At 63.1% G+C, this 15,028-nt stretch carries 15 protein-coding genes; 6 read left to right on the top strand and 9 right to left on the bottom strand.

Features of this window, described 5'->3' with window-relative positions:
- The first annotated feature begins 203 nt into the window (after nt 1-203).
- Nucleotides 204-527, top strand: a complete 324-nt coding sequence (locus E8E95_RS09270) for a hypothetical protein (RefSeq protein ID WP_280349556.1) — start codon at nt 204-206, stop codon at nt 525-527.
- Between the two features lie 46 nt (nt 528-573).
- Here the strand turns inward: E8E95_RS09270 and E8E95_RS09265 are convergent, their stop codons facing one another.
- Together E8E95_RS09265 and E8E95_RS09260 are read right to left on the bottom strand one after the other, a co-directional pair.
- On the bottom strand, nt 574-834 hold the full coding sequence (locus tag E8E95_RS09265; RefSeq protein ID WP_077526397.1) for a DUF3509 domain-containing protein: 261 nt from the start codon (nt 832-834) through the stop codon (nt 574-576).
- 256 nt (nt 835-1,090) lie between these two features.
- Nucleotides 1,091-1,927 (bottom strand): S1-like domain-containing RNA-binding protein, encoded by an 837-nt coding sequence (locus E8E95_RS09260; RefSeq protein ID WP_280349555.1) that lies wholly within the window; start codon nt 1,925-1,927, stop codon nt 1,091-1,093.
- 269 nt (nt 1,928-2,196) lie between these two features.
- On the opposite strand from E8E95_RS09260, the gene E8E95_RS09255 reads away from it, so the two are divergent.
- Nucleotides 2,197-4,530, top strand: coding sequence for an LTA synthase family protein (locus E8E95_RS09255; protein ID WP_280349554.1), 2,334 nt, complete (start codon nt 2,197-2,199; stop codon nt 4,528-4,530).
- A gap of 68 nt (nt 4,531-4,598) precedes the next feature.
- On the opposite strand, the gene E8E95_RS09250 is transcribed toward E8E95_RS09255, so the two are convergent.
- Nucleotides 4,599-5,267, bottom strand: coding sequence for a TetR/AcrR family transcriptional regulator (locus E8E95_RS09250; protein WP_280349553.1), 669 nt, complete (start codon nt 5,265-5,267; stop codon nt 4,599-4,601).
- Nucleotides 5,268-5,348: 81 nt separating this feature from the next.
- Here E8E95_RS09250 and E8E95_RS09245 point away from each other — a divergent pair, with 81 nt between their 5' ends.
- Entirely contained in the window at nt 5,349-6,452 is a 1,104-nt protein-coding gene (locus tag E8E95_RS09245; RefSeq protein ID WP_280349552.1) for a DUF2855 family protein, read from the top strand.
- Between the two features lie 6 nt (nt 6,453-6,458).
- On the opposite strand, the gene E8E95_RS09240 is transcribed toward E8E95_RS09245, so the two are convergent.
- Both E8E95_RS09240 and E8E95_RS09235 read right to left on the bottom strand, forming a co-directional pair.
- Entirely contained in the window at nt 6,459-7,751 is a 1,293-nt protein-coding gene (locus E8E95_RS09240; RefSeq protein ID WP_280349551.1) for a phospholipase, read from the bottom strand.
- Nucleotides 7,752-7,921: 170 nt separating this feature from the next.
- Nucleotides 7,922-8,980, bottom strand: coding sequence for a haloacid dehalogenase-like hydrolase (locus E8E95_RS09235; protein ID WP_280349550.1), 1,059 nt, complete (start codon nt 8,978-8,980; stop codon nt 7,922-7,924).
- A 217-nt stretch (nt 8,981-9,197) separates the two neighbouring features.
- On the opposite strand from E8E95_RS09235, the gene E8E95_RS09230 reads away from it, so the two are divergent.
- The gene (locus E8E95_RS09230) at nt 9,198-10,175 is read left to right on the top strand and encodes a zinc-dependent alcohol dehydrogenase family protein (protein ID WP_280349549.1); all 978 of its coding nucleotides are present in this window, start codon (nt 9,198-9,200) and stop codon (nt 10,173-10,175) included.
- A gap of 254 nt (nt 10,176-10,429) precedes the next feature.
- Here the strand turns inward: E8E95_RS09230 and E8E95_RS09225 are convergent, their stop codons facing one another.
- Both E8E95_RS09225 and E8E95_RS09220 read right to left on the bottom strand, forming a co-directional pair.
- Nucleotides 10,430-10,717 carry a DUF1294 domain-containing protein gene (locus tag E8E95_RS09225; RefSeq protein WP_280349548.1) on the bottom strand — a complete coding sequence of 96 codons (288 nt, stop codon included), beginning with the start codon at nt 10,715-10,717 and terminating at the stop codon, nt 10,430-10,432.
- A 3-nt stretch (nt 10,718-10,720) separates the two neighbouring features.
- The gene (locus tag E8E95_RS09220) at nt 10,721-12,052 is read right to left on the bottom strand and encodes a DEAD/DEAH box helicase (RefSeq protein ID WP_280349547.1); all 1,332 of its coding nucleotides are present in this window, start codon (nt 12,050-12,052) and stop codon (nt 10,721-10,723) included.
- A 137-nt stretch (nt 12,053-12,189) separates the two neighbouring features.
- On the opposite strand from E8E95_RS09220, the gene E8E95_RS09215 reads away from it, so the two are divergent.
- Entirely contained in the window at nt 12,190-12,735 is a 546-nt protein-coding gene (locus tag E8E95_RS09215; RefSeq protein ID WP_179060812.1) for a dihydrofolate reductase family protein, read from the top strand.
- The gene (locus E8E95_RS09210) at nt 12,732-13,133 is read left to right on the top strand and encodes an NUDIX domain-containing protein (protein WP_280349546.1); all 402 of its coding nucleotides are present in this window, start codon (nt 12,732-12,734) and stop codon (nt 13,131-13,133) included. Before E8E95_RS09215 ends, E8E95_RS09210 begins: the two co-directional genes overlap by 4 nt.
- Here the strand turns inward: E8E95_RS09210 and rarD are convergent.
- Nucleotides 13,104-14,000 carry an EamA family transporter RarD gene (gene rarD / locus E8E95_RS09205; RefSeq protein WP_280349545.1) on the bottom strand — a complete coding sequence of 299 codons (897 nt, stop codon included), beginning with the start codon at nt 13,998-14,000 and terminating at the stop codon, nt 13,104-13,106. The genes E8E95_RS09210 and rarD overlap by 30 nt on opposite strands.
- Nucleotides 14,001-14,338: 338 nt before the next feature.
- Nucleotides 14,339-14,938, bottom strand: a complete 600-nt coding sequence (locus tag E8E95_RS09200) for an FMN-dependent NADH-azoreductase (protein WP_179060837.1) — start codon at nt 14,936-14,938, stop codon at nt 14,339-14,341.
- Nucleotides 14,939-15,028 lie beyond the last annotated feature (90 nt).

Raw genomic sequence — 15,028 nt, 5'->3', positions numbered from 1 at the left:
AATCTGCCGGTCAGTCTATTCGAGGCCGGCGTGTGCCGACCCCAAGCCCCGGGCTCTATTCAGTCGCCGCTGTGGACCCCGGGGCTTTCTGCTGCGTGAAAGGTCAGAAACGTCCGTATACAGATTTGCCTGATTGGCTGGTTTCCTCAGAGCTTGCCGTAGGCAATGATGGCGGCCGCGTGTCGCAACTGGAGAAACATCGCATGAAACCTGCCCCCCGCCTCACCGCCCTGCTGCTTGGCGCCGGCCTGCTGGCCAGCCTCGCCGGCTGCGATCTGGCCGAGGAATCGGCCAACAAACTGGCGGAAAAAGCCGAGGCGGCCGCCCAGGAAATCGCCCGGGAAGCCATCGGCGAAGCGGTAAACGAATTGAACAAGCAAGTGGACGAAGCCCAGGCATCGGCCAAGGAACTGCTGGGTGAACCAAAAAAGGACGAAGCCCGCGACGAGCAACCCCGTGCGCCATCGAGCAAGAATGAGGGCCAGGAAGAAGACGCCATGCTGCCACCCTCCGGAGTCGAGACCTGATCCCTGGCGATTTCGGCCGCGAATTCCCTGTCGCGGCCTACCGGCCTCAGGCGCGCAGATAGCGCGGCAAGGGCTTTCTATGAAGTACCTTCAGTGACTCCACCGGCGGAACTTCGCCGTGCTCCAGTGCCAGGTCGCGCTGGAGCGTGCTGACCAGCCAATCCAGTTGCGCCGTCGCCGCCACCACGCGCTGGAAGAATTTCCCCTCGCGCTCGAGCGTCAGCACGAAGCCCCCATCGGGTCGAGGCTTGGTGCTCAATTCGTATTCCGGAAAGGCGCCGATCAGCTTGTCAAAATCCAGATCCATGTCTTCTCTCCCAGAAAAATGATTGCTCCTGCACCCCACTTTGCAGCGTGCATGCCAGCGCTATGACAACGGAAACGCCAAATAAATCAGTCGGTTGCAAAATTTTTGAACAGTTTTTTCCATGCATTGCGCACGATCAGGGGGATGAGAAGCGTGCAACTTGCAAGACCTTTGAAATGCAAAACCCCCGGCAGGAGCGAACTCCGGACCGGGGGTTTTGTATTCAAGGCCGCGGTGTGCGCGGCCTTCGGGTCATTCAGAGCAACTCGATGCGATCGTCTTCAATGCGGATCAGGCCCTGCTTGTAGAGGCCACCAATGGCCTTCTTGAAATTGCCCTTGCTGGCGCCGAAGCGCTGGCTGATCAGTTCCGGCGGGCTCTTGTCGGAAAGCTTCAGCACTCCGCCTTCAGCGCGCAATGCCGCGATGATCTGCTCACCCAGGTCGCTCACAGCCTCCACCCCCACCGGTTGCAAGGTCAGGCTGATCTTGCCATCCGGACGAATCTCCCTGATGTAGCCCTTTTCACGCATGCCGTTGCGCACGAACTTGAAGACTTCGTTCTTGTGCAGCAGGCCCCAGTGCTTGCCGTCGATGATGGCCTTGAAGCCCAGATCGGTCTTCTCGACCACCAGCAAGTCCACTTCCTGGCCCGGCTTGTAGTGGGGTGGAGTGGTGTCCAGGTAACGATCCAGGCGCGCGGTGGCGGTGACGCGGCGGGTACGTTTATCGAGGTAGACGTGCACCACCGCGTAGTCGCCGACTTGCAGCGGGCGCTTCTCTTCCGAGTGGGGCAGCAGCAGGTCCTTGGGCAGGCCCCAGTCGAGGAACAGGCCGACGCGATTGATCTCCACCACCTTGAGGCTGGCGAAACCGCCGACCTGCACCTTGGGTTTGAGGGTGGTCGCCACCGGACGGTCTTCGCTGTCCAGATAGAGGAAGACATTGAGCCAGTCGCCCACCTCGGTGGGTTGGTCCTTGGGCACGTAGCGTTTGGGCAGGAGGATTTCGCCATCCGGGCCGCCGTCCAGGTACAGACCGAAGTCGGTGTGCTTGGCCACCTGAAGTGAATTGAAACGCCCGATAAGTGCCATCTTCGCAACCTCTGTAAGTCGAGGCGGCATTCTACCTGCTGGCTGATCTGCGGACCACGAGTGCCGCAGGCTGGAGCAGACACCACGAAGCTCGGGAAAACAGCCTTTCATCGCCTGATGCGTTGTAGAGGGGGTCCTGAATTTTCATTCTGCAAAACTGTCTACTGGTCGCTAGCACAACGATGTTTCAGAATCATGTCTTCGCAAGCGCGATCCATGTATTCCGGCATCAATCGATGGATTCTCACTGTCACATCTCAGGAGTTCCTGTGCGCCCATTCAGCCGTTGGCTGTCGCAGTCCCTTTCGCTCGCAACACTTGGCGTGCTTTTCCTGGTGATTCCCCTCGCCAGCCGCTACTGGCTGGGCTGGTCCAATCCCTTCGGCTACCTCTCCGACCTCGCGTTCGGCAGTTTCCTGATCGTGCTGCTATACGGCCGCTCGCTGTTGCTGGCACTCCCGCTGATGCTGCTTTGGAGCTTCATGATCCTCGGCAATGCCGAGCTGATCGGCGCCGTGGGGCGCATGCCGGAAACCAGTGACCTCAAATACCTGCTCGACCCGCAGTTCGTCAGCCACTCGACCCAGGGTGGCGGCATCACCCACCCGTACCTGGGCCTGGCGCTGGGTGCCAGCCTGCTGGCCTGCCTGCTGTGCTGGCGGCGCCGGCACCGCCCGCTGAACTGGAAGTGGTTCGCCACGCCGGCCGCCTTGCTGATGGGGCACGTCACCCTGCAATACGTGCAGCCCAGCGACGCCGACCAGTGGCAACAATTCAACCTGCCGCACAAGCTGATGGCCAGCGCAGTGAATGTCGGCCAGTTGGCCGTCGAGGACTGGCTCGATGGCGACAAACCCGAGGTTCCACCGGACATCGCCGGACTGGCGCGCCTGGACCTCGACGGCACGCCGCTGCTCTCCGGCCCTGGCCGTGCGCGCAACGTCCTGGTAATCACCCTGGAAGGCATCCCCGGTGCCTACATCGCTGCCAACCGCGCCGCGATCAACAGCAGCTACCAGGATTCGCTGATGCCCAAGCTCAGTGCCTGGGCCGAGCGCGCCATGACCACGCCGGACTATGTACTGCACAGTCACCAGACCATCCGCGGCCTGTACGCCATGCTCTGCGGTGACTACAGCAAGCTGGACTCGGGCACGCCCAAGGGCCTGGAATTGCTGAACAACCCCGCCCGGGCCAAGGCCTGCCTGCCTGCGCAAATGCACCAGCACGGCTTCAGCACCCACTTCCTCCAGGGCGCCGGGCTGCGCTTCATGGCCAAAGACAAGATCATGCCGCAGATGGGCTTCGACAAGACCCTTGGACGCGACTGGTTCCGCAACAAGGCCTATCTGGAATTCCCCTGGGGCATGGATGACAAGTCCTTCTTCGAAGGTGCGCAGACCTATGTGAAGCAACTGCGCCAGCAGAAGAAGCCGTGGATGCTCACCCTGCTCACCGTCGGCACCCACCAGCCCTACTCCGCCCCGGTCGAATACCTGATGCGCTATCCGGACTCCAAGAAGGCGGCTATCGCCTACCTGGACGACGCGGTGGATGCCTTCCTCACCGGCCTGGAGAAACAGGGCGTCCTGAAGAACACCCTGGTGATCGTCACCTCCGATGAATCCCACGGCATCGAGAACGTTCGCCTCGCCTCGGCGTGGGGCTTCAACCTGGTGCTGGCTCCCGAGCAGGCCTCGCTGCCGCCGATCAAGAGCGGTGTGTACGGGCATGTCGACCTGACCGCCTCGATCCTCGATTACTTCGGCTACCGGGTACCGCAGAACCTGTCCGGCCGCTCGCTGTTCCGCGACTACGAAACGGGCCGCGAGATCATGTCCTACACCAACGGCAAGCTGCGCTACCACGACGGCAAGCAGACCTTCACCGAGTGCGACTTCCGCCTGGTCTGCCGGCGCTACCAGAGCGAAGGTTTCATCGCCGACGAGGCCCGCTACCAGGGCAGCTTCAGCGGCAAGAAGGCCCGCCTGGTGTCCCAGCGCGCAGCGTTGCTCGACCAGTCACTGCAAGGCGGCAACCTCGGCCAGGAATACCAGTTCGCCACCCGCGAGCGCATTCGCCTGAAAGAGAAAGCCAAGGATGACTGGGCCGACAACCTGATCGGCGCCCAATACATGGAACTGCCGAAGGACAGCCGGACCAGCGTGCAGATGACCATCAAGGTCGTGCGCATGGACAAGCAAGGCGCCCAGTTGCGCCTGAAGGCCAAGGAGTTCGAGCGTGATGTGGCACTGCCGATTCCGGAAATGCCGCTGCTGAAACAGGGCAAGCCGCTCAAGGTCAAGTTCGCCTTCGACAACCCTGAAGCGCGCAAGGCCTTCTCCTTCCACCTCCTGGCCGAAGGCCGAGGGGTGATCGAGATCAGCGACTTCCGGGTCAGTACCGAACCGCTGCCGCCGCCCACCCAGGCCGTCGACAACAATGGCCAGGTCGCTCAGAAGCGCCCGCTGCACCCCATTACCACCCTCTTCGGCTTGCTGGCACGTCAACAGGATGCAATGGAGAGTGAACTGGAGAATCCGGGCGAAGAGCGCGCCGTGCTGCCGGAAAGCACCGAACTGCGGTTGCAGCAGTATCACTGAGCGGCGGGATTGAGCTCACACAAGAAGGGCGGCTTGGCCGCCCTTCTTACGTCTGACCCCCTTTGGGTTCAGGTCGAAACCTGTGGCGCTGCCTCCGACTCGGCGCGCGCCGTTGCCATCAGGATCCGCGCGCAGCAAAGTTCCTCCATCTCCAGCAGCCAGGCCTCTACCTGCTGTGCCGTCAACTGCGCGGTGAGTCCATAACGGCGCCCGCCCCATACGGCTACGAACAGTGCATCAATACTTTCCGGACGCGGCTGGCGCGGCATATCGGAACAGGCGGCCACCGCTTCGCGCCACTTGCCCGCCACCTCCTGATACACCCGTTGGTGGTGCCAGGGTTCGGCGATGAGGCGCTCCAGTTCCATCAACTCGGTATCGAAGAAGGGCCTCGCCTGCTCATGCGAATGGCCACAGGAGAGCCGCACCAGACGGCGTACACGGGTCTGCCAATCGACGCCCGTCGCCAGCACCACTTCGCGCTCCAGACGTTGCAGGAGCAGGTCGAGCTGATGGCGGATATAGCCGGACAGCAAGGCTTCCTTGCTGGGGAAGTAATCGTAGAGCGTGCCCACGGCAACGCCGGTTTCCAGGGCGACGGCGCGGGTCGTCACGCCGCTCCAGCCGCGCTGGCGAAGAATCCGAACGAAGGCTTCGTAGATGGCCTCCACCGTGAATCGGGCGCGGGCCTGTGAGGGCCGCTTGAGCGGCTTGTTGCGGGGTTTTGCGGACTCCATGGGTCTCTCTTGCGGTTTCCGAACCCGAGCTGAAAGGGCTCTTGCTAGCCTGTTCCAACCCCACCAGAACTGGAGCCGGAAATGTCGAATCGCAGCACAGTATCACGCCTGTTCACCCGCAAGGGCGCCCTTGATCAGACCCGCCTGGTGCAACAGGAAGAAAGCCTGGAAGCGGCCGACGGGGAGATCGTCCTGCGCCTGGACCTGTTCTCCCTCACCACCAACAACATCACCTACGCCGCCTTCGGCGACTCCATGCAGTATTGGCATTTCTTCCCCACGCACGAAGAAGGCTGGGGTCACATGCCAGTGTGGGGTTTTGCCGATGTGCTGGACTCCAAAGTAGCGGGCATCGAGATCGGCGAGCGCTTCTACGGCTACTTCCCCATCGCCAGCCATGTCCGCATGCAACCGGAGCGGATCACGCCACGGGGCTTCTACGATGGCGCCGAACACCGCCGCAACCTCACCTCGGCCTACAACCAGTACACGCGCTGCAGTTGGGACAGCTACTACAGCCCCGACACCGAGGCGCTGCAGATCCTGCTCAAGCCGCTGTTCCTGACCTCGTCCATGCTGGCGGACTTCCTCGACGACAACGACCTGTTCGGCGCTCGCCAGGTGGTGTTTTCCAGCGCCTCCAGCAAGACCGCCTACGGCACCGCCGCCTGCCTCGGACGCCAGACAGGTCGTCATCTGGTCGCCATGACGTCCTCCCGCAACAGCGATTTCGTCGAAGGCCTCGGCTGCTACCAGCAGAGCTGCACCTACGACCAGCTGGAAAGCCTGGCGACTGACCTGCCCACCCTCTACGTCGACTTTTCCGGCGACCTCGCGCTGCGTACCCGCGTACACCGGCACTTTGGCCCGAGCCTGGTGTACAGCTGCTTCGCGGGCTCGGCACAGACCCCGGAAGCCCATGCACTGAGCTGCCCGGTCGGCCCGCAACCGGAGTTCTTCTTCGCGCCCATCCAGATCCGCAAGCGCAATGCCGAATGGGGGCCGGAACAGGTCAGCAGGCATATCGGCGAGGGGCTGCTGGACTTCTACCAGCAGGTCAGCCGTCCGCCCCGCCCCTGGCTAACGGTCAAGGAAGGCCAGGGGTTCGAAGCGGCGCAGGAGCTGATCGCCAACCTTTTCCATGGCCGGGTAGCCGCAGATGAGGGCCATGTGATCCGCCTCTGAGGCGGATCAGGGCAAGGTCGCGCGGGTGGCGTTGCGGCTGTGCGCACCGAAGTGGCGGATCAGTCGCACCAGTATCTGATTGAGCTGGACGTCCTCAGGCAGCGGCGCGAGCTGGTTGCCCTGGCTGAACCCAACCTGGGACTGACCACCCGCCAGCCAGTGAGCGATGCGCTCGTCGAAATCATCGGCGGCATCGTAAGACTCCTGGGACACCACCAATCGCAGGGACTCCCCGTCGAATGTCGGGTAGTCAGCGTCGATACGGGTGTCGGCGTAAGCGCGCAGCAACGGGTTGTCGTTGCTGCCTTCGCGCAGCAGCTTACGCAGCCATTCGGCCTGGTACTGCTCCACCTGGGTATGCCGGTTGGCCACCTGCTCGATGGCCGCGAGCTTGTCGGTGTCCAGTCCAACCGCGGCCTTCAGGGCGACCCAGAACAACCGGAGCGTGCCGTGACCCGGCAAGGCCTTGGCGTGATAGGGCTGGGTGAGGTCCTGGATGTAATGCAGCCCCCAGCCGAGGAAGCGATAGCCCCAGTAGGGGTGCCCGCTCTCGAAGGCGAAGCGTGCCAGTCCGAGGTACTGATAGACCCGTACTTCGGGATAGGTGCGCGCCAGGTAGGGTGCGGCCCGGTAGATGAGTTCGTCTTCGTGGTAGTAGCCGATGTGGAACGGCGCCTGGGACGAGTATTCGAAACGCGCGTCGCCGAAGGGCTGCTTGCCGAAGTTGTAACGGGCGCCGACTTCGCCGGGGTTGTCGCTGAACAGATTGATGTCATGGCCGTAGTCCGGCTCATCCGCAGCGCTGGCGACCACCGCCAGCGCCGGCAAGGTTTCGCCGGGCTGCACCTGGTAGAAACGCCATTCGCGCCACAGGCTGAGCTTGCGGAAGACCAGCACGTCGGACGCATCCAGCAGCGTCCGTCCGCTCCAGTCCATGCCGGGCAGGGCCTGGACGAAGTACGCCAGCTTGATCTCCGGATTCACCCGCAACGCCATGAGGAAGGCCTTGCGATGATCGCCACCGTGGGTCGGGATCCAGCGCAGGTCGTCAGGGCGGGCCGGGTAATCCGCGAGGGTTTCCTGGAAGAACTCCTCCTGCTCGTCCAGCAGCTGCTCGAGGGCCACGCCCTCCTCTTCCAGAAAGGATTCCAGACTCTCCACCGGCACCGGCGGCGCGTCCTTGATCTGCGGCAGGTTGGCCAGCGCCAGGGCGGTGCCCAGGGCATGGTTGGACCAGGCCATGGCAGCGGATGGCAAGCCGACGAGGCTCAGGCTGAGGGCGAGCGCCAGGTACTTCATCGATCACTCCGTGATGGATTTCAAGCAAGGCCCGGCAGGGTAGCAGCCATGCCACACGGCTTCACTGTCCAGCCAGGACAGCCAGACTCACCAATCAAGCCGACAGGAATGACTCTAGTGCATGAATCGAAACGGCCGCCCGAGGGCGGCCGTTTTGCGTGTGTCGTTTACTACTGGATCTCTTCAGGCACCACCACCACCCAGTTCTTGTCCGCCGTCACCGGCAGTCCCTGCTTGGCCTGGGCTTCGGCATTGCGCTTCTGCATGGCGGTGATCTGGTCCATGTACTTGGCCTTGCGGTTCACCCACACGTTGATACCGCCTTTGGCCACGTCGGTGCCGTGGAACATCATGTAGCCGTCGCTGATGGGGGTATCGCCGGCAGCCAGGATGGGCTTCTTCCACTCATCGATGTAGGTGAGGATCGCCGCGTACTTGCCGGACATCCAGGTCGCGGGAGTCCACAGATAGGGCGTCAGCTCCAGATCGAGGTTGGCCTTCTCGTCATACTTGCCATCGGTGATCTGCTTGCGGCTGGTGGTCACGGCACCGGTCTTGCGGTCCTTCAGCAGGGTGGTGACGCCGATGACGTTCTGCGGTTTGACGTTGTAGCCGTACTTCGGATCCGAGGCGACCATGCGCACCAGCTCTTCGAGCGCGGCGGTGATGATGTACACCTCGATACCGTTCTCGCTGAGCTTGTTCATCAGCTCCTTCTGCCCGGTGAAGATCTTCGGCGGGTTGATCTCGATGGTTTTCACCGCATCCCCTTCGTAATAGGTAGCGGGGATCGGCTTGCCATAGGCCATCAGTTCGTCGACGTACCCTTTCAGCTCACGCAGGGTGAAACCGGAGAACACCTGGGCGACCCAGGGATAGCAGACCAGGTCGTCCACTTCGCAGAGGCGGTAGTAATAGCTGTTCAGGCTTTCCTTTTGCCCGTTGACGTCCTTGAACGGGATCAGCTTGAGCGAGGGATCGAGCTTCTCGCGGGTGAGCACGCCCTTCATCTCCAGGAACGGCAGCAGGGACTCCTCCAGGTCGTAGCGATAGCTGGTGTTGTCCATGTCGAACACCGCGAAGTTGCCCTGGTTGGCATGCTTGGCGATCAGCGCATCCAACTGTTTGGCGGCTGGTTCCGGCCAGTGTTTCAACTCGGTAGCGGCCTGGGCGGTACTGGCCAGGCCGATGGACAGCACGACGGACATCAGTGTCTTGGCGATCTTCATCTTCTTGTTCCCTTGATGATTGGCGTGAGCGTGAGGAAGCCCCGAACCCTGCTTCGCCGCCGAACCTAGCAAAGGCCCTGGACGCGACCCGCATCAGAACGACCTCCAGCGTCCTCATCGCGCCATCCGATCAGTCGTGGGAATACTGCTGGATTCAGTCGCCCTCGCCCGCCTGCGGCTAGACTCAACCTCCCCTCGAGCCGCCAGGAGAAGCGTCATGCTCAAAGCCGAATACAAGACCCGTGGCCCGGTGCCCCAGGACGTGATCGAAGCCGTGGAACTGGAGCTCCCGCCCGTGGCCGCCGGCCAGGCGCTGGTGAAGGTGCTGGCGGCGCCCATCAACCCGTCCGACGTGCTCACCCTGACCGGGGAATACGGCATGCTGCCGCCGCTGCCTGCCATCGGCGGCAATGAAGGCGTTGGCGAAGTGCTCGAAGTGGCCGCCGACGTCACGAGCCTCAAGCCCGGCCAGACCGTGCTGCTGCCGGTGGGCTGCGGCACCTGGCGCACCCATCTGCTCGCCGATGCCAAGCAACTGATCCCGCTGCCCAGTGCCGATCCGCAGCAACTGGCGATGCTCACGGTCAACCCGCCCACTGCCTACCTGATGCTGCGCGACTTCGTCGACCTGCAGCCGGGCGATTGGGTGATCCAGAACGCTGCCAACTCGGGGGTGGGTAGCTACCTGGTCCAGCTGGCAAAGATTCGCGGACTGAAAACCATCAACGTGGTACGTCGCGAATCGGCAGTTGCCGGCGTGCAAGCCGAAGGCGGCGACGTGGTGCTGGTGGACGGCCCCGACCTGCCCAAGCGCGTCCGTGAAGCCACTGGCGGAGCACCGGTGAAACTGGGTATCGACGCCGTGGGCGGCGCTTCCACGGATCACCTCGCAGCCAGCCTCGCCGAAGGTGGGGTGCTGGTGAACTACGGCCGCATGAGTGGCGAGCCGTGCCAGGTGAATCCCGGCTCCTTCGTGTTCCGCGACGTAACTCTGAAGGGTTTCTGGCTGGCGCGCTGGTTCCGCCAGGCGACCCCGCAGCAGCAGATGCAGTTGTTCGGAGAACTGATCCAGCTGATCGCTACCGGCAAGCTCAAGGCACGCATCGCCGCGACCTACGACATCAGCCGGATCAAGGAAGCCGTTGCCGCCGCAGCCGCTGGCGAGCGCGACGGAAAGATTGTACTGGTGCCGTAAGAAGCGCCCTCACCCCAGCCCTCTCCCGCAGGCGGGAGAGGGAGCAGTACGTGCCTTACCTGGGCCTCGACGCTTTTCCTGTGGGGGCGATTTTAATCGCGAAGCAGGACGCAGTCCTGCCCTGTAGGAGCGAATTCATTCGCGATCAAAGGCCGCTCCCCTGCAAGTGGGAGCGGCCGCAATCCGAACCTCGACGCTTCACCTGTAGGGGCGAATTCATTCGCCAAGCGGGCCGCAGGTCCGCCGGGTTCGCCTCAATGTAGCGCCCAGTAGCCCAGCAACCCCAGATGCACGGCCACGATCAGCCAGAACTTCACCTGGTAGGCCACCTTGCGGTTCTTGTGGCGGATCAGTCTCTGGGCCAGGAATCCGCCGGGCCAGCCGCCAAGAAGTTCATACAGGTGGAGGCGGGATTCAGGCGTGCGTTGCGCCCCGGCCACGGCGAAACGCTTGTCGCGCCAATAGGCAACGAAACACACCACGCTCATCACCAGATAAATGACGAGCAATGCCTGGACTGGCCAGGCAAGGTCGAATGACAAGACTTACTCCGCCGCCGGCTTCTTGCGCTTGAGTGGCGCCAGGCCGTCGTTGCTGACCACGCGGGACTCTTCGCGAGGCTTGCTCGGTTTGCGCTTGGGTGCGGCGGCCTTGGCTGGCGCCTTCTTGTCACCCTTCTTGTCGGTCTTTTTCTTCTTGACGCCGGCGGCCTTGCCGGATGCCTTGACCTTCTTCGGACCGGCGTAGGTGCCCTTCAGCTCCTTGATGACCCGGCGCTCGAAGCTCTGCTTGAGGTAGCGCTCGACGCTGGACATCAGGTTCCAGTCGTTGTGGCAGATCAGCGAGATCGCCAGGCCTTCGCCACCGGCGCGGCCGGTACGGCCAACGCGGTGTACGTACTCATCGCCGGAACGCGGCATGTCGAAGTTGATCACCAGGTCCAGGCCTTCGATATCCAGGCCGCGGGCAGCGACATCGGTCGCCACCAGCACCTTGGTGCCGCCCTGCTTCACGCGGTCGATGGCCAGCTTGCGATCCTTCTGGTCCTTCTCGCCATGGAGCACGAAGGCCTTGTAGCCGCCGGCTACCAGATGGCCGTAGAGGCGATCGGCCTGGACGCGGGTATTGGTGAAGATAATCGCCTTCTGGTAGGTCTCGTTCGCCAGCAGCCAGCGCGCCAGCTGTTCCTTGTGCTCGGGATGGTCGGCCGTGATGATCTGATGGCGGGTGCCTTCGCTGAGTTGGTCGATGCTGTTCAGGCGCAGGTGCAGCGGATCGCGCAGCACGTTGTTGGCCACTTCGCGCAGGGCGTTACCGCCGGTGGTGGCGGAGAACAGCAGGGTCTGTGCGCGGTTGCTGCATAGTTCGGTGATGCGCTGCATGTCCTCGGCAAAGCCCATGTCGAGCATGCGGTCGGCCTCGTCCAGCACCAGCACTTCCACTTCACGCAGGTCGAGGTTGCCGGCATTGAGGTGCTCGATCAGGCGGCCGGGGGTGGAAATCAGGATGTCCGGCAGTTTGCGCAGCAGCGCGGCCTGCACCTTGAAGTCTTCACCGCCGGTAACCAGGCAGGACTTGATGAAGGTGAACTGGGAGAAGCGCTCCACTTCCTTCAGGGTCTGCTGGGCCAGCTCGCGGGTCGGCAGCAGGATCAGTGAGCGAATGCGTTCGCGCGGCTTGGCCTCGCCGATCAGGCGGTTGAGCAGCGGCAGGACGAAGGCGGCGGTCTTGCCGCTACCGGTCTGGGCAGTCACCCGAAGGTCGCGCCCTTCCAGGGCAGGCGGAATGGCCGCCACCTGCACCGGAGTCGGCTCGACGAATTTGAGTTCGGCAACGGCCTTGAGCAGACGTTCGTGCAGGGCGAATTGGGAAAACACAGGGCTACCTCGATCGAAAGCGTAAACAGCTGCATAGGTTACCCGGAGTTGCGAGCAAACGCCCGATTTCCGAGTGATACAGCGACGGAATCGCCCAGCGGGTATACGCTTTTCCCACCCATTTCCGGAGCCTCGACATGCGCGCAGCGTTGATTTATTACATAGCCGCGAGCCTCGACGGCTACATCGCTCGTCCCGACGGCAGCGTCGACTGGCTGGACCCCATCGCGGCATCCGGCGAGGACCACGGCTACCAGGCGTTCTACGACAGCATCGATGGCCTGCTGATGGGGCGTGCGACCTACGAAACCATCCAGGCTTTCGGGGGCGACTGGCCCTACCCGGCCAAGCCCTGCATCGTGCTGAGCCGGAGCGACTTGCCGCCCGCGGCGCCAGAGGTGCAGATCAGTCACGACACGCCGGCCCAGGCCATCGACCAACTGACTGCCGCTGGCTGCAAACGCATCTGGCTGGCAGGGGGTGGCTCGCTGGCGGGGACCTGCTACTCTGCCGGGCTGCTCGACGAACTGGTGGTCAGCTTCATACCGCTGCTTCTGGGCGCGGGTATCCCGATGTTCGCCACCGGACTCGGACGCCGCCTCCAGCTTCGCGAACAGCGCAGCTTCCCCACCGGCGTGGTGCAGTTGCACTACCAACTCCTCCCGGAAGCCGAAACACCGTGACCACGCTGAACATCGCCGCCGCCTGCCTGCTGGACCAAGAAAATCGACTGCTGCTGGTGCGCAAGCGCGGCACCCGTGCGTTCATGTTGCCGGGAGGCAAGCGCGAGGCTGGGGAAAGTGCGCTGCAAGCGTTGCGGCGTGAGCTCTGGGAAGAGCTGCAGTTACGCCTGGAAGCGTCGGCCCTGCGTCCGTTGGGTCGGTTCAACGCGCCGGCCGCCAACGAGGCGGAGACCTGGGTCGATGCGGAAATCTTCGTCGCCCACCTGCCCCACGGTGTGGAAGCCGCAGCCGAACTGGAGGAACTGGCCTGGCTGGAGCCCGGCGAGCCCCATCCGGAGAACCTGGCCCCGCTGCTGCGGGACCACGTGCTAGAAGCCCTGTCGGGCCTGCTTGCGTAGCAGCTTGGCGCTATCCCAACCAATCAGCAGCACCGCCAGCCAGATCGGCAGGTAGGTCCACAGCTGTGCGGGATTGAACGGCTCGCCGAGGAAGGCCACAGCCACCGCGAACAGCAGCACCGGCTCCACATAGCTGAGAATCCCGAACAGCCCGAGCGGTAGCAGTCGGCTGGACGCCATCATCGCGGCGAAGGCCAGGGTCCCCAACAACCCGAGGCCCGGAATCAGCCACCAGAGTTGTGGCGCCTGACTGAAGGCCCCCGGCGGCGAGAAGTTCAGGATCAGCCAGATGGCCAGCGGCGCCAGCACCGCCATTTCCAGGATGAAACCGGACAGTGCGTCCAGCCGCATCCAGCGACGCAGCATGAAATAAGGTGGATAACCCAGGGCGGTGACCAGGGTCAGCCAGGAAAACGCCCGCGTCAGCCAGAGCTCGTGGAGCACCCCTGCCAACGCACAGAGCACCGCCAGCAACTGCAGCGGCCGCAAGTGCTCGGCATAGAACACCCGCCCCGCCACGACCATCGCCAGAGGCAGCAGGAAGTACCCAAGGGAAACCTCCAGCATCCGCCCCTGCAGCGGTGCCCAGAGGAAAAGCCCCCACTGCAGGCCGATCAACACTGCCGCGAGCGGCAAGGAGGCCAATAGCAAGGGTTCGCGCCGCAGACGCCCGAGCACGCTGATGAAGGTGGACCACTGGCGAGTCAGGGCCAGCAACAGGAGCACCACCGGAATCGACCAGAGGACGCGCTGGGCGAAAATCTGCACGCCATCGAGCGGCGCCAGCTCACGCACGTATCCGGGCATCAGGGCAAACAGGACGGACGCCGTCAGCGACAGCGCGACACCGCGACCGGACAGCTTCATGGTCGCCTCGGCAGGCAGGTAAAGGAATGGAGCGAAATCATCTGGGGCCTCGCAAAGCAGCCGGCGAACATACGCCTTCCTTGCCGCGAGCGAAAGCTTATCAAGGGCGAAAACTGACCAGCCGGGCAAGGCCGTCGCCCGCATTGTTGAAAACGGCATGGCGGATTAGCGAAGCGCCCTCTCTTGCCTTACCTGTAGGGGCGAATTCATTCGCCATGGAGGCCGCCGGCCTCCCCTCTTCCCAGGCACAAAAAAGCCCGACCTGAATCAGGCCGGGCAGGCAAGGTGCGCTCGCGGAGCGTCCGCGCACCTGGAGGAGCGGAGAGCGAAACGGTGCGTCAGGCAACCTGGGCCAGTTGAGCCTTGGCCGAAGCCAGGCCTTTCTCCTGGAACTCGTTACCCATGTTCAGGCCTTCGGCGTGGATGAAGGTCACGTCATGGATACCGATGAAGCTCATGGCCTGGCGCAGGTAGGGTTCCTGATGATCCATCGGGCTGCCGGAGTAGATGCCGCCGCGAGCGGTCAGGACGAAGGCACGCTTGCCGGTGAGCAGGCCTTTCGGGCCGGTTTCGGTGTACTTGAAGGTGACGCCGGCGCGCAGCACGTGGTCCAGCCAGGACTTCAGGGTGCTGGGGATGGCGAAGTTGTACATGGGGGCAGCCATGACCAGTACATCGGCAGCCAGGAGTTCCTCGGTCAGCAGGTTGGAACGCTGTAGGGCGGCTTTCTCGCTGTCACTCTGCTGGTCCGCGGGCTTCATCCAGCCGCCCAGCAGGTCGCCGTCCAGGTGCGGAACCTGTTCGATAGCAAGGTCGCGAACGGTGATTTCATCTGCCGGGTGGGCGGCTTGCCACTTGGCGATGAAGTCCTGGGTGAGCTGGCGGGAAACGGAACCTTGCTGACGGGCGCTGCTTTCGATGACGAGTACACGGGACATTTGGGCTACCTCCACCGGGGGTTGATTGCGTCGATGGGGCGCAGATTAGATCGTCATTAATCGATGAAAAAGCGTAAATATCCGCTTCGA

Source organism: Pseudomonas sp. BN414, assembly GCF_029871275.1.
GTDB lineage: Bacteria > Pseudomonadota > Gammaproteobacteria > Pseudomonadales > Pseudomonadaceae > Metapseudomonas > Metapseudomonas resinovorans_C.
Note: the sequence above shows the minus strand (reverse complement) of the source record. Positions and strands in the feature narration are given on the sequence as shown.